Origin of the sequence: Holdemania massiliensis (assembly GCF_022440805.1) — a bacterium.
GTDB classification, from domain to species: Bacteria; Bacillota_I; Bacilli_A; order Erysipelotrichales; family Erysipelotrichaceae; genus Holdemania; species Holdemania massiliensis_A.
The window spans coordinates 2024067-2042678 of the sequence record NZ_JAKNTK010000001.1; the positions used below are offsets into that span (position 1 = coordinate 2024067).

Here is an 18612-nt window from a genome sequence, read left to right on the forward strand (position 1 = left end):
AAACAGGGATTTTGCCCTGCTTTTTCGGTACCGGAAGTGGTTGTCCGGCAACCCTGATTGAGTTAAGGAGGAAAACTTAGAACTCTTTCAGGTTAGAGAATTTCGTGTTCGGATCGCCATCGTTCTTAGAACGGATGTGCTGCTTTCCATCACGGCCTGTAAACAGCATAGCGCCTTCGATCTTGCCCTGTTCGATAGCTTCGATAGCCATCTCATAGTCATAGACCTTGCCTGTGTTGGATTTGAATTCACACAGGTTTCCTTCGTTGTTCTTACGAACAGCGACGAAACGTTCTTTGCCGGATTCAGTTTTCTCGTTTTTTCTTGCCATATTTATCGCCTCCTGACATTATTCTGAACCCGGTCGTCATAAATATACTTGAGGTGATATTGTGAAATTTTGGAAATTCCAAGCTGCCGATCTTTCGACCGTTCTGATTGACGGTAAACCGCAGGCGCAAAGCGGAGCCCGGATCTTAAGCCCCAGACAGGGCATCGCCGGAGATCAGCTTGCCGGCATCCATGAGGGCGAGGGCGTTTTCGAGTATCCGATGGATGCAGAGGGCAATGACGGACCTTCGCTGCTGGCGGCGGTTCTGGCTCAGGCTGCCTGGCAGAAACGAACGCATGCTGAAACGCGTGGGACAATCCGAATTCAGGATCGCTGGATCACGTGGTTTATAGAGAAAAACGGAATCGCCCTGTGCCTGCCCCGGCCGCAGGCTGTCTCTGATTTGATCGGCTATTACGGCGATCATGAATGCCGGGGAAAGGGGATTCTGCCCTGGGATCCGCCGGCCCATGCGGTGCATCGCTGGCGCGTTCTTGACGAACACACTTTTTATCTGGATTCCGCCGTACCCATTCAGGGACGGATCTGCAGCAGTCCCGAAGGTGTGGTATGCGCGTACGCCTGTCTGCAGAAAGAAGGACTAGTTCAGGGAACCGCTTTGGCAATCTGTGAAGGCGGACGGTTCTGGATCCGCCCGCAAGGAAAGGCTTTGATCTTAACTACACCGGTTTTTTTCATCGCTGAGGGCGCTCTATTTGAAAATTAGCTGAAAGTCCAGTATAATAGGCAGCAGAGGTGATAGAAAATGATCGAAAACATCAATGACTTTTTATCTGTTGCCTTTCTCGCCCTTCTTTTGATCATAGCAGTGTTCCAGATCGTCAAGCATTTCAGTTCGCGGCATGCGCGGCATATTATGGATTTGGAACGGGACTACTATATCCAGGATTTTGAAGAAGACGAATAGGAATCCGATCATAAAATCAGACTCAAAACGGCAAACGTACAGGAGGTAAACATGCTGATTCAGGAAATTACATCTGCCAATGCCCCGAAAGCCATTGGCCCTTACACACCCGCAGTCAAGCTGGGGGACTTTGTTTATATGTCCGGTCAGATTCCGGTAGATCCCGCAACCGGTGAAATTGTCGAGGGCGGAATTCAGGAACAGACTCATCAAGTTTTAAAGAACATTGAAGCGCTGTTAGCGGAAATGGATCTGGAAATGCGCCATATCGTCAAGACAACCGTTTTCATGACAGATTTAGGTGAATTCAATGCCATGAACGAAATTTATGCAACGTATTTCGATCGCCCGTATCCGGCACGTTCCACGGTTCAGGTCGGGGCTCTGCCAAAAGGGGCTAAAGTTGAAATCGAATGTTTGATCATCGATACGCTGGTTTATGAGCGGCAGATGCAGGGCGGCTGCGGCGGTTGCGGCGGCGGATGTTCTTCTGAAGAAGGCGGCTGCTGCGGCGGAGATTGCTGCGGGGAATAGTTCGGATTTTTCGATTCAGTGTAACGGTTTAAGCTTGGAAACGGTTATTTTCGGTGTAAAATTACTGTTTTTACTCTCGCTCAGCGAGAGTTTTTTTATGCTTTTTTAACAGGTAAGAATAACAGAGAAGAATTGATATTGAAATTCAAGTTCTGAAATTGCTTGGTTCTGTTCGTTGTAAACATTTAATAAACAATGAGATCGAGATCCGATTCTAAGATTTTCAAAAATATTTGCGAAGATCGAGAAAAAAACAGGTTTTTTAAAATTTTCTGCAATATTTATAGTGACGAATCATTCACCAATTGCGCTAAAAGGGGAACTTATGAAAGATTTATTACTACTTTATTATGATTCAAAAAAGCACTGTACGATTGCGATTGACAGCGACGGAACCATTTACACACTGCCCGAAAAACCGATTAAGTGGCTGCGTCGCTGGTGCGTTGAAGCCGGCAGCAGTCTGGAAGGCCGGCTGGAAGGTTATCGTAAAAAAATGGGGATCATTCAGAAGCCCGCTCTGTATGTTGGCGGATATCCGCCTTGGATTTTCATTCCGACGGTATCCATGGAACGGGATGACTGTGTTTATGTGCGGGCGGACCGAATCCGCAAGATCGGCAATGATCATGGATTGGCTGTCGTTTATTTTGATACGGGTGTTGTGTATCGGCTGTTAGTCTGTGCCCGGAGTCTGCGTCAGCAGCGCAGCCGCAGTCTGCAGTATTTAAAAACATTGATTTGTCTGCGATGAATCAGATGTTTGCTTTCGTCATAGAATGAAACGATGAGGAGGAAATTATGACGAAGATCAATCTGATATTCAATGAAAATCGAAATATTCAAAAAGAACAGTCCCGCTTAGAACGAATGGGACTGAAAGACGAGCTGACAATCGTCAGTGACGAACATCTTCTGGCATCCGCCAGACCGGAACAGATGTATTATGACAGTCAGCGCAAATGCGGCTGTTTCTGGTCAGGAGTTCTGGACAATGAAGAAGAGCTGCGCCGAATATGGGAACAATACCGGCCGCAGAGTACGGGAAGCAGCGCGAAGATGCTGGCGCAGCTGTATGAAATTCTGAATGAAAAGCTGTTTGAAAAACTGGATGGAGGATTTGTCATCATCTTCATTCAGGGACATCAGCTGCATATCGTGCGGGATCCGATGGGGGTTAAAACGTTGTATTATACCCGAAAACCGGATGGAGAGTGGCTGTTTTCGGATCAGATTAAAGGCTTGTTTGCGGAGGGCAGCCGGACGCCGGTGATCAATCGCAGCTCCTTGCTGGAATTGTTTGCATTAGGCCCATCGCATACGGAAGGACAGACTTTCTATAAAAATGTCGCGGAGCTGCCGATCGGACATGCGCTGTTAATCCGCGACCGCAAGGAAAGTCTGCATGAATACTTTGAGCTGAACGTTCATCGGCACAATGAGGATCTGGCAACCACGGCGGCGCATATCCGCCAGATGGTTCAGGATTCTCTGAACCGCCAGTGTGAAGCTTCGCAGGTGCACGCGGCCTTTCTTTCCGGCGGATTGGACAGCAGTATTCTATGTGCCCTGGCTGCTCAGCGGGGACCGCTGAACACCTTTTCTCTGGATTATGAAGGCAACGAGCAGTATTTTAAAGGCTACGCGTATCAGACGACCCGCGATAACGACTATATTGACGCCATGGTTCAGCGGTATCAGTTTCATCACCAACCGCTGCTGATCACTCAGCGGGAGTGTGAAGAACTGCTGGAAACCGCGATGGTCGGCCGGGATGGACCGGGGATGGCGGATGTGGATTCGAGTCTGCTTTGGATGTACCGCAAGGTCAAAGAACAGACGGATTCGGTTCTGACAGGCGAATGTTCGGATGAACTGTTCGGCGGCTATCCTTGGTTTTACCGCAGTGATCTTGTCGATCTGAAATCATTTCCATGGCTGCAGTCACTGCCCCAGCGCGTGAAGCTGCTGCGAGCGCCGATCAACGAGCTGGATTATGAAGGCGCGATGCGGGCGGCCTATTGGGCGACGGTGCAGCGCGCACCCAAGGATCCGTTTGACAGCGAGCAGGATCAGCGGGCGAAGACGATGACGTATCTCACCGTTCATTGGTTTATGCAGACTTTGATTCAGCGCCAGGAAGCGATGGCCGAGCTGACCGGACTGACGGTGCGGGCGCCGTTCTGCGATGCGAAATTGTATCAGTATTTGTATAACGTACCGTGGTCAATGAAATTCTTAAAAGGGGAGGAAAAGGGTCTGCTGCGCATGGCGTTTGAGGATAAGCTGCCGGCTCAGGTTGCACACCGCAAGAAAAATCCATATCCGAAGACGTATCATCCGGAGTATACCCGGCGGGTAAAACAACGCCTTCAGAGCCTGCTCAATGATCCGGAATGCCGGATGTGCGAGCTGCTTGATCCCGCTGCTCTGCAGCAGTTAATCGATACCGACGGCGGCAGTTTTGCCAAGCCTTGGTTTGGACAGCTGATGATGGGACCGCAGCTTCTGGCCTATTTCATTCAGCTGGAACTGTGGTTAAGACGGTATCAGATCCGCATCGAATTCTAGAATTTCAATTCTCTGTCTGTTTGATTGTTTTTTGGCTTGAAAGACAAAATAAAGATGATAAAATGAGGAATGGAAAAAAGAGGAGAAGTTATGTCAAACCAAGCCAAAAAAGACTGCAGGACATTGATTGCGGTCATTATTTCCGCTTTTGTTTATGCGATCGCGATGAAAGCCTTTGTCGAAACCGGCAATCTGTTTCCGGGCGGCTTCGCCGGCCTGTCCCGGCTGTTCAGCATGTCGCTGAGCAAATTCGGCAACATTGAAATTCCGTTCAGCGTTTTCTATTTCCTGCTGAACATTCCGCCGACGCTGTTAGTTTACAAATACGTCGGTCATCGTTTTACGATCTTTTCTGTATTGCAGTATTCGCTGACCAGCTTGTTCACCGAACTGCTTCCGACCTTTCCGATCACCAGCGATATGCTTTTAATCGCGGTTTTCGGCGGAATCGTCGGCGGCCTGGCGATTTCGATCGCGCTGCGTTCCGATGCCAGCTCCGGGGGAACGGATTTTATCGCCATCTATGCTTCGACCAAGTACAACGCTCCAACCTGGTCCTATGTCATGTATTTCAATGCAGCGATGTTAATCGTGGCTGGGGTTTTGTTCGGTTGGGAACAGGCTTTGTATTCGATTATCTATCAGTTCTGCAGCACTCAGGTGGTGCAGGGAATGCATTTGCGCTACAAGCTGAATTCGCTGTTTATCATCACGGAGAAGCCGGAGGAGGTCTGCGACGCGGTGTTCCATTATTGCCGCCATGGGATTACAAAGCTGTGGGGAGAAGGTGGGTTCTCGCATACCCCGCGGTGCCTGTTGTTTATGACGGTCAACGCCTATCAGGTTCATGGTTTGATCGAAGCGATTCGTAAGGTGGATCCGAAGGTGTTTATCAATGTTTCCAAAACCGATAAGATCATCGGAAATTATTATCAGAAGCCGCTGGATTAGCCAGGGGTAAGACGTCCTCCAGTCGGGACGTCTTTTTTTGCGTATCAGACGGAAAACGACAGATTTTTTGCTTTTCAGCAGGTATGCTGGGGGCAAAGAAAGAGGCGAAGTTTGTGGAATATCGAGTGAACGATGCGAAGCTGCAGAAGATGCTGGACCTGGCGGACAATCTGATTCAGCCCAAGACCCGGCAGGAAAGCCGGCTGCAGCGCTACTGGCAAAGTGTGGCATGGAAACACGCCGATAAAAAAATCCTGGAATCCAAATCATCCCAGGATTCGGACAGCTGAGGCTGTCCGTTTATCGTTTGCGGAACTCGATGCCGATCTTCCGCTGCACTTTTTCCAGCTTGCGGCTGGCCAGCCGCTGGGCTTTAACCGCTCCTTCCGCTAAGGTTTTTTCAATCAGGTCCGATTGGATAATCGCTTGATAGCGCGCCTGAATCGTTTCCAGTTCACCGCAGACGACATCGGCTACAGCCCCTTTGAACTCACCATAGCCCTTGCCGGCAAAGCGGTCAACAATCGCATCGATCGGCTCGCCCGACAAAGAGGACATGATCGTTAACAGGTTGGCAATGCCCGGCTGGTTCTGAGGGTCAAAGCGAACGCAGGCTTCGTTGTCCGTCACGGCAGACATAATCTTTTTGCGGGCTGATTTCAGATCTTCCAGCAAGTAGATGCAGCCCTTGTCGCCTTTGTCCGACTTGGACATTTTCTTCGTCGGATCGCTTAATGACATAATCCGCGCGCCGACCTTCGGCACCACTGGCTCCGGAATCCGGAAGGTCTGTCCATAGCGGTTGTTGAAACGATTGGCAATATCACGGGTCAGCTCGACGTGCTGCTTCTGATCCTCACCGACCGGAACGTAATCCGCATCATAAATCAGAATATCCGCCGCCATCAGGCAGGGGTAAGTATACAGGCCGACAGTCAGATTCGTTTCGCCCTTCGCTACCTTGTCCTTATACTGCGTCATCCGATTCAGCTCACCTTGGTAGCTGTTGCAGTTCATGATGAAGCCCAGCTGAGCATGTTCCTTTACATCCGACTGCAAGAAAATCGTTGCCTGATGGGGATCCAGTCCGCAGGCCAGATACAGCGCCACTGCGTCTTTGAGATTCTTTTTCAGTTCCTGAGGATCCTGATAGACAGTAATACAGTGCAGGTTGGCGATGAATACGAGCATTTCATATTCATCCTGATACTTGACGAAGTTGCGCAGGGCGCCGATATAGTTGCCCAGGGTCAGCTGTCCGCTCGGCTTGATGCCGCTGAGCATGACTTTTCTTTTTTCTGTGTTTTCCATGTTTTTCTCCTTTTCTGATAAAAAAAGCGCCCCGACAACCGGGACGCCTGACGCGTGGTACCACCCAGCTTGTTTTTCAGATGTTCTGAAAAACCGCTCATGCAGGATAACGGCCTGTTCCGTTGGAAAACTGATGCTTTCCAAAGCTCGGAAAACCCATTTCACTTAATTTCTGCGGATGAGTTGCACCAACCCTCATCTCTCTGGATGTCAACGAAATTACGCTACTGCTTTTTCTTCACTGCTTTCCTTCATTTAAGCACAAACGGAAGCAACATGCAAGCCTGCTTTTAGATAACCTTGAAGAAAGAAGCGGAAAGCGGGGAAGCCCGCAAGGATCGAAAAAAACCGACGATTTGCAAGAGAATCCGCGGCCGCCGGATTGAATTTCCGGCTGTTTCATTGTATGATAAAAGCTCAAAAGGAATCATGAGCGGACTGAGTCCGGTTTCAGTCTGATTGTGTTCAAATAGAAATGGCGGTGCAATTTATGATCGTAGTGTATACTTCACCTGGCTGTGCTTCCTGCCGTAAGGTCAAACAATGGCTGAAAGAGCGGAATCTACCGTATCTTGAAAAAAATATTTTTACAACCCTGCTCAACGAAACGGAGATCCGGCATTTGTTGATGCGCAGTGAAAATGGATCGGAGGATATTATTTCCAAACGGTCCAAGATCATCCAGCAGAATGCGATTGATTTGGATGAGATGACGATCAGCGAGCTGGTTCATTTTATTCAGGAAAATCCATCGGTTCTGAAACGGCCGATCATTCTGAATGAGCGTAACTTCCAGGTCGGCTATGATGAGGAAGAGATCGACGCCTTCGTTCCCCAGCAGCTGCGGTCGCTGGCACAGCTGTCCTGCAACGCCAGCTGTCCGAATTACGCCGGCTGCGGCAAGATCCGGGAAGAAGCCTGACAAGCATCTGCGGATGCTTGTTTTTTTCCTCAATCCAAAAGAAAGCATAAGGGAGGATCCACGATGAAAATATTGGTCGGTTTATCAGGCGGCGTCGATTCCGCCGTTGCAGCCTATCTTTTAAAACAACAGGGTTTGGACGTATCCTGTGCGTTTATGCGCAATTGGGATTCCATGGCCAACAACGACTTTTTAGGCAATCCTAATGCCGATGCCGATGTCTGTCCCCAGGAAAAAGACTGGATGGATGCCAAAAGTGTCGCTGACAGTCTGGGGTTAGAGCTTTTGCGCGTCGATTTTGTCAAAGAGTATTGGGATCATGTGTTTTCCAACTTCCTGCAGGAATATCAGAAGGGAAGAACGCCGAATCCGGATATTCTGTGCAACAAATACATTAAATTCTCCAGCTTTCTGGATTTCGCCAAGAGCCGGGGCTTTGATACGCTGGCAACCGGGCACTACGCGCGGGTTCAGCATGAAGAAGATTTCAGCAGGCTGTACAAAGCCAAGGATCTGAATAAGGATCAAAGCTATTTCTTATGTCAGGTTGCTTCGGAAGCTTTGGCGCATACATGTTTTCCGTTGGGTGAGATCGAAAAGCCGGAGGTGCGGCGGATTGCGAAGGAGCTGAAGCTGTCGATTGCGGAAAAAAAAGATTCGACGGGGATCTGTTTTATCGGCGAGCGGAATTTCCGGGAATTTCTGAAGAATTATCTGCCGGCAAAGTCCGGAACGATTGTCGATGTCAAGAGCCGGCGGATTTTAGGCGAACATGAAGGCGTGCTGTACTACACGATCGGTCAGCGCAAAGGTTTAGGCATCGGCGGCGAGGGCGGCCCATGGTTTGTCGTCGGCAAGGATGTCGTCCGCAATGAACTGCTGGTGGCCAGCGGCGAAAGCAACGACTGGCTGCTCAGCGATACATGTCTGGTCAGCGGCGTCAACTGGCTGGGCAAAGCCAAGCCGCAGGGAACATTGACCTGCTGCGCGAAATTCCGCTATCGCCAGAAAGACAATCCGGTGACGCTGGAGTTTTTGGATGAAACAACAGTGAAGCTGACCTATCCCCAGCAGGTGGCTTCGGTGACGCCGGGGCAGCAGGCGGTTTTCTATCTGGAAGATCAATGTCTGGGCGGCGGTGTGATCGAGGAAGTCTGGCACAAGGGCCAATCGCTGACGGATCGAGTCCGCAGCTTTGAGCAATGAAGCCTTTTACACTCTCACGCCGGCGCGTGCAGCTGATTCTGGCGAACTATTTTGTGGGTTATCTGTTTGTTTATCCGATGCTGATCGGCCTGCTTTATTCCTTGCTTGAGCCGCTGGGGATTAAGCATTTGCAGCCGATCTTGGAAAATGCAGTATATCTGTGGGTGTTTGCGGTCACGGTGACGGCAGCCTGGCCGTTGTTAAAAGAGCATCTTCGGCGGTTTCGGCAGAACCGCCGAAATATCATCAAATCTTCCCTGACGCACTATGTGCAGATGTGGCTTATCATGTACGGACTGAATTTGGCAATTATTCTGATCACCGGTTTGTCAAGCAGTCAGAATCAGGATACCGTTGTTCAGCAGCTGACCCAATCTCCGCTGCAGATCGTTCTGGTGACGTGTGTGTTTGCGCCGATTGTAGAAGAAACGGTGTTTCGCGGAGCGGTGTTTGCAACGCTACGAAACCGTACAAGCTTTCGCAATGCGGCTTGGGTCAGCGGCTTTCTGTTTGGGCTGCTGCACGTTTTCACTTCGCTTTTAAGCGGAAATCTCAGCGACGGCATCTTTATCCTTGTCTATGGGACGATGGGTTATCTGTTGTGTGCGGCAGAAGAAGAAAATCAGACGCTGATCAGTCCGCTGTTCATGCATGGGCTGAACAATTTGATCAGCGTCGTGCTGATTCTGCTGTAGGAAAGGAATGAGGGAAATGAGTGAGGAACGCGATGTCATCCGCGGCAAGCTGAAACAGGTTGTTTTCCGCAACGATGACAACGGCTACACGGTCGCCCGGTTTATCGTCGATGATCTGCAGCAGCGGCAGGTGACAATTACCGGCTATCTGCCGGTGTTCAACGATGATGTGCTGATGGAGCTCAGCGGGCTGTATATCGATCATCCCCGCTACGGCATGCAGTTTCAGGTGGAAACGTTTCACCGCGTCATGCCGGATGACGAGGATTCCCTGATCCGTTTTTTATCAGGGCCGCTGTTTGAAGGCATCGGCAGAAAATATGCTGAAACCCTCGTCGAAGCTCTGGGCAAGGACGCGATCAATTTAATCAAGAAGGACCCGGCTGTTTTGGACCGCGTACCGAAAATGACGGCGAAGCGCCGGACGGCAATTCTGGAAGGCTTAAAGGAAAGCGATGACGATCTTGAAAATCTGATTCAGTTTTTTGTCGCGCATGGCTTGGGAATGCGCCATGTCATGAAGCTGGAGCGGATCTACGGTAAGGAAGCCGTTGAAAAAATCCAGCAGAATCCATATCGGATGGTCGATGAGGTCGATGGAATTGGCTTTGCGACGGCTGATAAGGTGGCGATGTCGCTGGGCTTTGAGCTGGAGGATCCGCGGCGGTTGGAAGCGGCAATGGTGGCCTTGGTCGACCAGATGAATATGCAAAGCGGCGATACCTATGTCAGCCGCGAGAGCCTGGCCCGGCAGATGCAGCGGCAGTGCGCCGGATTAACCTATCATTTTGACGATCTGCTGGACTCGCTGCTGCTGCAGCGGCGTTTAGTTGAAGAAGAAGGGCGCATCTATCACGTTGATCAATATGATGCAGAGGTTCAGATCGCACAGTTTCTGACCGTGTTCCCGTTTGAAGAACTGGAGCCGGTCAATCCCGCAGAGCTGCAGCGGGAACTGGACGCGCTGCAGGAAAAGCTGGCGATCACATATGATCAGGCTCAGCTGGAAGCCATTCATACATTTTTTGAGCATGATGCCATGATTTTAACCGGCGGTCCGGGAACGGGAAAAACCACCGTTGTGCGCGCTTTGACCGCTCTGTTTAAAAAACTGTACCCGTATCAGCGGATCGCCTGCTGCGCCCCGACCGGACGGGCAGCCAAGCGGCTGGCGGAGCTGACGGAAACCGATACGTTTACGATCCACAGCCTGCTGGGCTGGGATCTGGAATCCAACACCTTTACCAAGACGGAACAGGATCCGTTAATCGTGGACCTGCTGATCATCGACGAATTTTCGATGGTCGACAGCTGGTTGTTTGCAGCTTTATGCAAAGCCTCGGTGCATGTCAAAAAGCTGTGCATCATCGGCGATGAGGATCAGCTGCCCTCGGTCCGCTGCGGCTGCGTGCTGAAGGATCTGATCACTTCCGAGCTGTTTCCGCTAGTGCGTCTGGAACGGATTTTCCGTCAGAGCGAGGGCAGTGATGTCATCACGTTGGCACATCAGATCCGCCAGGGACAAACCGAAGCGCTGGACTGCCAGGGCGACGTGGCGTTTTTCCCAGTGGGCCTGTATGAAATTAAAGATCAGGTCATCCGGGTTGTCCAATCGGCCCTGGATAAAGGCTATGAGCTGCAGGATATTCAGGTTCTGGCCAGCAAGTACAACGGCCCGGCCGGCATCGACCGCCTCAACGCCGCTTTGCAGCAATGCCTCAATCCGCCGGAAAAAGGCAAACGCGAATGGAAAGCCGGCTACCGCACCTTCCGTGAAGGCGATAAGATCCTGCAGCTGAAAAACCAGCCGGATGACGATGTGTACAACGGGGATATCGGCATGCTGGTCGAGATCATCTACGCCAATGAGGATGAAGCCGGCAAGAACCGGTTAATCGTGGACTTTGAGGGAATTCTTGTGGAATATACCTCGGATAATCTGCTGAATATTTCCCACGCCTACTGCATCTCCGTTCATAAGTCCCAGGGCAGCGAATATCCGATCGTCATCATGCCGATTGTGCGCGACTATGGAATCATGCTGCAGCGGCGCTTGATTTACACCGGCGTGACGCGGGCTAAGAAATCATTGGTGCTCTTAGGGGAAAAAGAAGCATTTATCCGCGGCATTGCCAGTCAGGAACACCATTTACGTTCGACGACACTGACCCAGCGGATCGCAGCGATGCTCAATCCGCAATTTTAGGAATAGACGGGAAAATGGGCGGGCATACTATCGCTAGAAGGAGTGGATAGTATGAAAAAATGGTTATGCGGTTTCGTATTGGGCATGGCAGCCGGCGCCGTAGTGGCATTTACCAATGAAGATGAACTCGACGACGCGTATTACAAGGCCTGCAAATGCAAAAAGAAGCTGATCCGCAAGATGCATCAGATGGATCTTGAACACTAACCCCGCTGTGACGGGGTTTCTTGTTGATGAAAGACTTGTTTCAGCGTGTGAACTGGAAACGCTGGCTGCAGTGTCTGGGCTGTCTGTTGATCACGATGATCCTGCTTCGGATGCTGGGCTGGGACAGCGTGCTGATGGCCGTTCTGCACGCATTGTCGCCGCTGGTGTTTTCGTGTCTGATCGTCTTTTTGTTTGAGCCGTTTGTCGAGAAGCTGCCGTTTCCCCGAGGGATCAGCTGTTCGCTGGTCTATTTTGGATTCCTCGGTTTGTTGGTGCTGGGCATCGGCATGATGGTGCCGCTTGTAATGGAGCAGGGCACGCAGCTGTTGAATGAAGCCGGACGGCTGCGCTCGCAGCTGGCCGCGACTGAATTTTTCAACTGGGCTGGGCAGCTGGACTGGCATGGAGTATTCGCCGCTGGTTATGAAGCAGCGATGAGCGCAACCCGCAGCGCCGTCGACCGGCTGTCGTTTTTCGGCGTCGGCTTTTTAGGCGCCTATTTCATCGCGCTGGATATGGAGGCCTTTGCCCGGATCCTGAAAAAACGGCTGCCGTCTTATCAGCACTGGCTGCTTTTTTACAAGACCAGCTCCCGTGTCGTCTATCATTATCTGCGCGGCTTGGCGCTGGATCTGTTGTTTCTGATGGTCAGCGTTTCGGTGCTGCTGCTGATCTTCAAGGTGCCCAATGCCGTGTTCTATGCGATCATGCTGGCGCTGCTGAATCTGATTCCCTATCTGGGCGCAACAGTCGGCCAGATCATCATTCTGCTCGCTCAGTATTTCGCGACAGGTCAGATCCCGTGGATGCTGGGGATTCTGTTATGGCTGATCCAACAGATCGAAGCGAACTGGGTTCAGCCGCTGATCTTTAAAAAGGTCATGAACCTGCGGCCGATTTATACGCTGATCGCGCTGTTGGCAGGCGGCTGTTTTTTCGGCATGATCGGGATTATTCTGGCACCGATTCTGGCGGCGATCGTGCAGCTGGCTTACCGCAGTTATCTTTTCGCAAAATGCACGGAAACAGTTGGCACTTGGGAAAGTGTGTGGTATAATTTCGATAGTTTTGAAAACGATGACGAAGAAGAGTAAATCAGACAGCTCCATTGCAGAGAGAAAACGGCGGTGCAAGTTTTCATGGAAACTGATTGAAGCCGCTTCCGAGTTTGCCCAAAGCAACGTGTGCTCTGCGTTAAAGAGAAATGAGGGCATTTCTTTGAACAAAGAAATGAATCAGGATGGTACCGCGTGAATTAAGCGTTCCTGGAGTTTCAGGGCGCTTTTTATTTTGGCAAACGTGTCAAACAAGCAGAAAGGAAGAAACAAACATGAAAGAGTTAACAGGCAATCAGGTACGCCAGATGTTTCTGGACTACTTCCAATCCAAAGGCCATATGATCGAACCGGGAGCTTCACTGATCCCGCATAATGATCCGACGTTGTTGTGGATCAATGCCGGCGTCGCCGCGCTGAAAAAATATTTTGACGGCAGCGAGAAGCCGGCCTGCAACCGGATCGCCAACGCCCAGAAATCAATCCGCACCAACGATATTGAAAACGTCGGCAAAACCGCCCGGCATCATACCTTCTTTGAGATGCTCGGAAACTTTTCAATCGGCGATTACTTCAAGGAAGAAGCGATTCCGTTTGCGTGGGAATTTTTAACTTCCCCGGACTGGATCGGTTTTGACAAAGACAAACTGTACGTGACCGTCTATCCGGATGATGAGGATGCTTACCGGATCTGGACCGAGGTCTGCGGAGTCGATCCGAGTCATATCTTAAAAACTTATGATAACTTCTGGGAGATCGGTGAAGGGCCGGGCGGACCGGACAGCGAAATCTTCTATGACCGGGGCGAAAAATATGATCCGGAAGGCTTAGGCGAAAAGCTGTTCTTTGAAGAAATGGAAAATGACCGCTACATCGAAGTCTGGAACGTCGTGTTCAGTCAGTTTGACTGCCGTCCAGGCACTGACCGCAAGCTGTATAAGGAACTGCCGCATAAGAATATTGATACCGGGATGGGACTAGAACGTTTGGTTTCGATCATCCAGGAAGGGGAAACCAACTTTGATACCGATCTGTTTCTGCCGATCATCCGTGCGGCGGAAAAGCTTGCCCAACATCCGTATGAAGGGGAATATAAAATGGCGTACCGCGTCATCGCCGATCATATCCGAACGGTGACTTTCGCATTGAGCGATGGGGCGATGTTCTCCAACGAAGGCCGCGGGTATGTCCTGCGCCGGGTCCTGCGCCGGGCGGTGCGCTATGGCATCAAGCTGGGCATCAGCGGAGCCTTTATGTATAAGCTGGTCGATGTCGTAGCTGCCAACATGCAGGATTTCTATCCGTATCTGCTGGAAAAAACCGAATTTGTCGCCAAGCTGGTCAAGAATGAAGAAGAAGCGTTCCATTCGACGCTGGCCAACGGCGAGAAGCTGCTCAATGAAGAATTAGCCAAAGCCCAGAATAGTAAAACACTGAGCGGCGAAGTGGTCTTCAAGCTGTATGATACCTATGGCTTCCCATTAGAGCTGACCAAGGAAATTGCCGGCGAGCGCGGTTATACGATTGATGAGGAAGGCTTCGAGGCACAGATGGCCAAGCAGCGGGAACGAGCCAGAGCAGCGCGTGAGGATGCTCAGTCGATGGCCAGTCAGTCCGCGGATCTGATGGATTTCACCGCTCCGTTTGAATTTACCGGTTATGAAACGATGTGCGATACCGGAACCATCACCGGCTTGTTTAAAAACGGCGAGCGCGTTTCAATGCTGGAGGAGGAAGGGGAAGTGATCCTGGATCGTTCCTGCTTCTATGCTGAAAGCGGCGGACAGGTTGCCGACGGCGGTGTGATGCGCTGTGCGGAAGCGGAGTGTGTCGTCTTAGACGTCAAGAAAGCACCGCATAAACAGTTCATGCATCATGTTCAGGTGAAAGACGGCGTGCTGAAAGAAGGCATGACGCTGCAGCTGCAGGTGGATGCAGAACGCCGGCTGCGCACGATGGCCAATCATTCCTGCGTCCATCTGATGCAGAGCGCTTTGAAGAAAGTCGTCGGCGAGCACATCGCTCAGGCGGGCTCTTACGTCTGTGAAGATTATGCCCGGTTTGACTTCACGCATTTTGAAAAAGTCAGCGACAAGCAGCTGAAAGAAGTCGAAGCGCTGGTCAATGAATTCGTGATGGCGAAATATCCGGTTTGCACTGAGGTGATGGCGGTTGAGGAAGCCAAGCATTCCGGTGCGATCGCGCTGTTTGATGAGAAATACGGCGATGAGGTCCGCGTCGTTTCGATGGGCAGCGTGTCCAAGGAGCTGTGCGCCGGCACGCATGTCCATAACACTCAGGACATCGGCGTGTTCAAGATTATCAGTGAGGAAAGCATCGGCTCCGGAATCCGCCGGATCACGGCCAAGACTGGTTACGCGGCTTATCAGGAATTCGTCAGCGAGCAGGACGTGTTAAAAAACATCGCTGCACAGCTGAAGATGAACAGCTTAAACGGCGTCAGTGAGAAGGTCGCTGGCGTATTGGAAGAAAACAGCACGCTGAATAAAGAAATCGGACAGCTGAATCAGAAAATGATGGTGCTGAAGGCTGACGATCTGGTCAGTCATGCCGAAGAAGTCAACGGTCTGAAACTCATTCTGGAAAAGGTTTCTGGACTCGATGGCCAGGCCATGAAGAACCTGGCGGAGACGCTTCGCAATAAGTGTGAAAAATCTTTCATCTTCTTGGCGAACCCGGGTGAGGGCAAGGTAACCTATGTCTGCGCCTGCAGCAAGGAAGCGATCGCTAAGGGCATAAAAGCCGGTGATTTCGTTAAATTGGCGGCCCAGATGAGTCAGGGCAACGGCGGCGGCCGGCCGGATATGGCACAGTCCGGCGGCAAAGATGCTTCAAAAGTAGATGAAGTCTTTACCTTGATTCGTTCAAAACTTTGAAAATCCCTTTCCAATTTCCGCAGTTTACGCTAAAATAAATTCAAGGAGGGATATCCATGTCAAAACAAATTACCGAAACGATGTCTTTTAAATCAGAGGAGATCCGCAGAGACAACATCAAGCAGGTGCTCCGGCTGACCAAAGAAGCGCTCGAAGAACGAGGCTACAATGCCGTTAACCAGCTGGCAGGGTATCTGATTTCCAACGATCCCGCCTATATTTCCTCGCATCACAACGCCCGCAGCATTATTCAGTCAGTGGAGCGCTACGAGATTATTGAGGAACTGGTTCGTTCCTATCTGGAAGAAAAGTAATGGAACGGATTATGGGCTTGGATCTGGGCAGCCGGACCCTGGGGATCGCCGTTTCCGATCCTTTGGGCATGATTGCCCGAACCGTGGAAACGTTCCGGTTTGACCCGGATGATTATGACGCCGCCTGCAGCCGGGCTGTGCAGCTCGCGAAGGAATTGGGCGCCGTAAAATTTGTACTGGGCTTACCGAAGCATATGAATGGCGACGTCGGCATTCGGGGACAGATCTCGCTGGATTTTAAAGCGAAATTGGAAGCCGAGAGCGGACTGCCGGTGATTCTGCAGGATGAACGGCTGACGACCGCGGCAGCGGAGCGAATTTTAATTTCGGCGGATGTTTCCCGCAAAAAGCGCAAAGCGGTGATCGATCAGATGGCGGCAGTACAGATTCTGCAAAGTTATTTAGATCAGAAACGCTAAGAGTGCAGCAATGCACTCTTTCATTTGAATCGCAAAAAGGAGGAAAAAGCGATGTTGGAGTCAAATAAAATTTTAATTACGGAAGAAGACGGTACGGAAACCGAAATGGAGATTCTGTTCACCTTTGACGATGATGCACGCGGCAAGAGCTATGTGCTGTTTACCGATCCGAAGGATGAAGAGGGCGAAGTTTTTGCCTGCAGCTATAATGAAGAAGGCGAGATGGAGCCGGTTGAGGATCCGGATGAGTGGAGCATGATTGAAGAAGTCTTCGGGGCTTTTGTCGAGGAATTAGACGATGCCGAAGTCGAAGAATAAGCGCCGCAGAAAAAATACCGGCCTGATCACGGCCGTGATCATTTTGGTTTTGGGTGCTGCTTTGGTTTTGGGCGGAATTCTTTTTTACAACGGCCAGCTCAAGCCGGCGTCATCCCAAAGTGAACAGATCACCTTTACGGTCAATCAGGGTGAATCGCTGAACCGGGTGATGGACAAGCTGGAAGCACAGGGGATTATCCGCAGCGGCTGGGCAGCGAAAATCAGTGTCAAGATGGCAAAGCTGACCAACATTAAAGCGGGTACCTACATCCTGGATTCCAGTTGGGAGGTCAGGGAAATCTTTGAAGTGCTCAATGATTCTCATGGAGCCGTGGTCAATGATACGCGTTTAACGTTTATCGAAGGCGACTGGGCGAAGCATATTGCCGAAAAAATCGGAGAAACGACGCAGTGCAGCAAGGATGAAATGTTAGCATTGTGGAATGATGAAGCTTATGTCCGCTCGCTTATGAGCGATTATCCGTTTTTAACGGAAGAAATTTTCAACAGCAGCAGCCGGATCCTTTTGGAAGGCTATTTGTTCCCGGAAACCTACAACTTCTTTGTCGATGCCGATGCCGATCAGATCACGCGGAAGATTCTGGATCAGACGCTGAAGGTTTACAATGACTTCGCGGATCAGTTTGCGCAGTCAGAGCTGAGTATTCATCAGTTGTTTACGCTGGCTTCAATCGTGCAGTATGAAGCGGCCAAGCCGAGTGATATGCAGCTTGTCGCCGGCGTATTCTACAATCGTCTGCATGCCGGCATGAAGCTGCAGTCCAGCGTCACGGTGTGCTATGCGATTGACAAGGAAAAAGACGACGACTGGATGGCGTGCGAGGTGAATCCGGACTTTGATTCGCCTTACAATACCTATCGGGTTGAGGGTCTGCCGCCGGGGCCGATTCTGAATCCGGGACGGGATGCGATTGCGGCGGTGCTGCAGCCGCAGGCAAGCGATTATCTGTATTTTATGGCGGATGTCAAGGGGGATGGAACGGTCTATTATGCCAAAACCTATGCCGAGCATCAGGCCAATGTCCGCAAGTATCTGAAATAAGCAAGCAGTTTTCATGAGAGGTGAGTTGAAATGAAGCCGTTATTAATCGGGATCGCCGGCGGCAGCGCATCCGGGAAAACAACGATTGCCCAGTGCTTAAAGGAAGAATTTGAGCAGACGCGCTCGGTCGTGATCATCCGGGAGGATGATTATTACAAAGATCAGTCGGAGAAGACGATGGCGGAGCGGGTGAAGACCAATTACGATCATCCGTTTGCCTTTGATCATGCGCTGATGATTGAACAGATCGATGCGCTGTTAGCGGGACAGGCGATTGAAAAACCGGTTTATGACTTCGTTCAGCATACCCGCAGTACGCTTACAGAAGTCGTTGAGCCGTGTGACGTCGTAGTTCTGGAAGGCCTGTTTGTTCTGGAGGAGCCGGAGCTGCGCAAACGGCTGAACATTAAGGTTTATGTCGATACCGACGCTGATATTCGTTTTATCCGCCGGCTGATGCGCGATGTTGAAGAGCGCGGCCGGACGCTGCAGTCGGTGGTCAATCAGTATACGGAAACGGTGCGGGTGATGCACGAGCAGTTCATTGAACCCTCTAAACGGTATGCCGATGTGATCATCCCTGAGGGCGGAAGCAACGTCGTTGCGATTGATCTGCTGAAGACAAAAATCAGTAGCATCATCAGTCCAAATATGCTATAATAGCCAAGCTAAGGAGTGAGAGTA

The 18612-nt window shown here is 50.8% G+C and carries 21 protein-coding genes and 2 other annotated features; of the genes, 19 read left to right on the forward strand and 2 right to left on the reverse strand.

Features of this window, described 5'->3' with window-relative positions; translation table 11 throughout:
- Positions 1-76: 76 nt before the first annotated feature.
- Positions 77-331 (reverse strand): DUF3892 domain-containing protein, encoded by a 255-nt coding sequence (locus MCG46_RS09255; protein ID WP_020223481.1) that lies wholly within the window; start codon positions 329-331, stop codon positions 77-79.
- A gap of 61 nt (positions 332-392) precedes the next feature.
- Here MCG46_RS09255 and MCG46_RS09260 point away from each other — a divergent pair, with 61 nt between their 5' ends.
- From MCG46_RS09260 to MCG46_RS09290, 7 genes are all read left to right on the forward strand, one after another.
- Entirely contained in the window at positions 393-1058 is a 666-nt protein-coding gene (locus MCG46_RS09260; RefSeq protein WP_240279591.1) for a hypothetical protein, read from the forward strand.
- A gap of 39 nt (positions 1059-1097) precedes the next feature.
- Complete coding sequence (locus MCG46_RS09265) at positions 1098-1259, forward strand: hypothetical protein (RefSeq protein WP_020223483.1); 162 nt, start codon at positions 1098-1100, stop codon at positions 1257-1259.
- Between the two features lie 51 nt (positions 1260-1310).
- Positions 1311-1793 (forward strand): RidA family protein, encoded by a 483-nt coding sequence (locus MCG46_RS09270; RefSeq protein ID WP_020223484.1) that lies wholly within the window; start codon positions 1311-1313, stop codon positions 1791-1793.
- Positions 1794-2118: 325 nt separating this feature from the next.
- Positions 2119-2547 (forward strand): competence protein ComK, encoded by a 429-nt coding sequence (locus MCG46_RS09275; protein ID WP_240279592.1) that lies wholly within the window; start codon positions 2119-2121, stop codon positions 2545-2547.
- A gap of 47 nt (positions 2548-2594) precedes the next feature.
- Positions 2595-4364, forward strand: a complete 1770-nt coding sequence (locus MCG46_RS09280) for an asparagine synthetase B family protein (RefSeq protein ID WP_020223486.1) — start codon at positions 2595-2597, stop codon at positions 4362-4364.
- Positions 4365-4454: 90 nt separating this feature from the next.
- The gene (locus tag MCG46_RS09285) at positions 4455-5315 is read left to right on the forward strand and encodes a YitT family protein (protein WP_020223487.1); all 861 of its coding nucleotides are present in this window, start codon (positions 4455-4457) and stop codon (positions 5313-5315) included.
- A gap of 113 nt (positions 5316-5428) precedes the next feature.
- Positions 5429-5605, forward strand: a complete 177-nt coding sequence (locus tag MCG46_RS09290) for a hypothetical protein (protein ID WP_154239935.1) — start codon at positions 5429-5431, stop codon at positions 5603-5605.
- Between the two features lie 10 nt (positions 5606-5615).
- Here the strand turns inward: MCG46_RS09290 and trpS are convergent, their stop codons facing one another.
- The gene (trpS, locus tag MCG46_RS09295) at positions 5616-6626 is read right to left on the reverse strand and encodes a tryptophan--tRNA ligase (protein WP_040451366.1); all 1011 of its coding nucleotides are present in this window, start codon (positions 6624-6626) and stop codon (positions 5616-5618) included.
- 36 nt (positions 6627-6662) lie between these two features.
- Positions 6663-6877 (reverse strand) — a binding site (T-box leader).
- 239 nt (positions 6878-7116) lie between these two features.
- Between trpS and MCG46_RS09300 the strand changes: the two genes are divergently transcribed.
- From MCG46_RS09300 to udk, 12 genes are all read left to right on the forward strand, one after another.
- Positions 7117-7548 (forward strand): Spx/MgsR family RNA polymerase-binding regulatory protein, encoded by a 432-nt coding sequence (locus MCG46_RS09300; protein ID WP_240279593.1) that lies wholly within the window; start codon positions 7117-7119, stop codon positions 7546-7548.
- A 63-nt stretch (positions 7549-7611) separates the two neighbouring features.
- Positions 7612-8754, forward strand: coding sequence for a tRNA 2-thiouridine(34) synthase MnmA (gene mnmA / locus MCG46_RS09305; protein ID WP_240279594.1), 1143 nt, complete (start codon positions 7612-7614; stop codon positions 8752-8754).
- Positions 8751-9449 (forward strand): CPBP family intramembrane glutamic endopeptidase, encoded by a 699-nt coding sequence (locus MCG46_RS09310; RefSeq protein WP_240279595.1) that lies wholly within the window; start codon positions 8751-8753, stop codon positions 9447-9449. Before mnmA ends, MCG46_RS09310 begins: the two co-directional genes overlap by 4 nt.
- A gap of 16 nt (positions 9450-9465) precedes the next feature.
- Positions 9466-11655 (forward strand): SF1B family DNA helicase RecD2, encoded by a 2190-nt coding sequence (gene recD2, locus MCG46_RS09315; protein WP_240279596.1) that lies wholly within the window; start codon positions 9466-9468, stop codon positions 11653-11655.
- Positions 11656-11706: 51 nt separating this feature from the next.
- Entirely contained in the window at positions 11707-11862 is a 156-nt protein-coding gene (locus MCG46_RS09320) for a hypothetical protein (protein WP_020223495.1), read from the forward strand.
- A 26-nt stretch (positions 11863-11888) separates the two neighbouring features.
- Positions 11889-12956: an AI-2E family transporter gene (locus tag MCG46_RS09325; RefSeq protein WP_240279601.1), complete on the forward strand. Its 1068-nt coding sequence runs from the start codon at positions 11889-11891 to the stop codon at positions 12954-12956.
- Positions 12931-13132: a binding site (T-box leader), on the forward strand. Its footprint overlaps the gene before it by 26 nt.
- A gap of 60 nt (positions 13133-13192) precedes the next feature.
- The gene (gene alaS / locus MCG46_RS09330; protein ID WP_240279603.1) at positions 13193-15814 is read left to right on the forward strand and encodes an alanine--tRNA ligase; all 2622 of its coding nucleotides are present in this window, start codon (positions 13193-13195) and stop codon (positions 15812-15814) included.
- Between the two features lie 56 nt (positions 15815-15870).
- A complete protein-coding gene (locus MCG46_RS09335; protein ID WP_006060683.1) occupies positions 15871-16128 on the forward strand; it encodes an IreB family regulatory phosphoprotein in 258 nt (85 codons plus the stop codon).
- Positions 16128-16547: a Holliday junction resolvase RuvX gene (ruvX, locus tag MCG46_RS09340; RefSeq protein ID WP_154239923.1), complete on the forward strand. Its 420-nt coding sequence runs from the start codon at positions 16128-16130 to the stop codon at positions 16545-16547. Before MCG46_RS09335 ends, ruvX begins: the two co-directional genes overlap by 1 nt.
- Positions 16548-16598: 51 nt before the next feature.
- A complete protein-coding gene (locus tag MCG46_RS09345) occupies positions 16599-16865 on the forward strand; it encodes a DUF1292 domain-containing protein (RefSeq protein WP_020223499.1) in 267 nt (88 codons plus the stop codon).
- A complete protein-coding gene (mltG, locus tag MCG46_RS09350) occupies positions 16846-17928 on the forward strand; it encodes an endolytic transglycosylase MltG (RefSeq protein WP_020223500.1) in 1083 nt (360 codons plus the stop codon). The genes MCG46_RS09345 and mltG overlap by 20 nt, the downstream gene beginning before the upstream one ends.
- A 30-nt stretch (positions 17929-17958) precedes the next feature.
- Positions 17959-18588 carry a uridine kinase gene (udk, locus tag MCG46_RS09355; RefSeq protein WP_020223501.1) on the forward strand — a complete coding sequence of 210 codons (630 nt, stop codon included), beginning with the start codon at positions 17959-17961 and terminating at the stop codon, positions 18586-18588.
- Positions 18589-18612: the final 24 nt, after the last annotated feature.

Excerpts from the sequence above, each read along its gene's own strand:
- MCG46_RS09270 (WP_020223484.1), top strand. The coding sequence starts at position 1,311 with ATGCTGATTCAGGAAATTACATCTGCCAATGCCCCGAAAGCCATTGGC.
- MCG46_RS09345 (WP_020223499.1), top strand. The coding sequence starts at position 16,599 with ATGTTGGAGTCAAATAAAATTTTAATTACGGAAGAAGACGGTACGGAA.
- MCG46_RS09320 (WP_020223495.1), top strand. The coding sequence starts at position 11,707 with ATGAAAAAATGGTTATGCGGTTTCGTATTGGGCATGGCAGCCGGCGCC.
- MCG46_RS09335 (WP_006060683.1), top strand. The coding sequence starts at position 15,871 with ATGTCAAAACAAATTACCGAAACGATGTCTTTTAAATCAGAGGAGATC.
- trpS (WP_040451366.1), bottom strand. The coding sequence starts at position 6,626 with ATGGAAAACACAGAAAAAAGAAAAGTCATGCTCAGCGGCATCAAGCCG.
- MCG46_RS09265 (WP_020223483.1), top strand. The coding sequence starts at position 1,098 with ATGATCGAAAACATCAATGACTTTTTATCTGTTGCCTTTCTCGCCCTT.
- mnmA (WP_240279594.1), top strand. The coding sequence starts at position 7,612 with ATGAAAATATTGGTCGGTTTATCAGGCGGCGTCGATTCCGCCGTTGCA.
- MCG46_RS09255 (WP_020223481.1), bottom strand. The coding sequence starts at position 331 with ATGGCAAGAAAAAACGAGAAAACTGAATCCGGCAAAGAACGTTTCGTC.
- MCG46_RS09300 (WP_240279593.1), top strand. The coding sequence starts at position 7,117 with ATGATCGTAGTGTATACTTCACCTGGCTGTGCTTCCTGCCGTAAGGTC.
- alaS (WP_240279603.1), top strand. The coding sequence starts at position 13,193 with ATGAAAGAGTTAACAGGCAATCAGGTACGCCAGATGTTTCTGGACTAC.
- MCG46_RS09285 (WP_020223487.1), top strand. The coding sequence starts at position 4,455 with ATGTCAAACCAAGCCAAAAAAGACTGCAGGACATTGATTGCGGTCATT.
- MCG46_RS09280 (WP_020223486.1), top strand. The coding sequence starts at position 2,595 with ATGACGAAGATCAATCTGATATTCAATGAAAATCGAAATATTCAAAAA.
- MCG46_RS09325 (WP_240279601.1), top strand. The coding sequence starts at position 11,889 with ATGAAAGACTTGTTTCAGCGTGTGAACTGGAAACGCTGGCTGCAGTGT.
- mltG (WP_020223500.1), top strand. The coding sequence starts at position 16,846 with ATGCCGAAGTCGAAGAATAAGCGCCGCAGAAAAAATACCGGCCTGATC.
- MCG46_RS09275 (WP_240279592.1), top strand. The coding sequence starts at position 2,119 with ATGAAAGATTTATTACTACTTTATTATGATTCAAAAAAGCACTGTACG.
- ruvX (WP_154239923.1), top strand. The coding sequence starts at position 16,128 with ATGGAACGGATTATGGGCTTGGATCTGGGCAGCCGGACCCTGGGGATC.
- MCG46_RS09310 (WP_240279595.1), top strand. The coding sequence starts at position 8,751 with ATGAAGCCTTTTACACTCTCACGCCGGCGCGTGCAGCTGATTCTGGCG.
- udk (WP_020223501.1), top strand. The coding sequence starts at position 17,959 with ATGAAGCCGTTATTAATCGGGATCGCCGGCGGCAGCGCATCCGGGAAA.
- recD2 (WP_240279596.1), top strand. The coding sequence starts at position 9,466 with ATGAGTGAGGAACGCGATGTCATCCGCGGCAAGCTGAAACAGGTTGTT.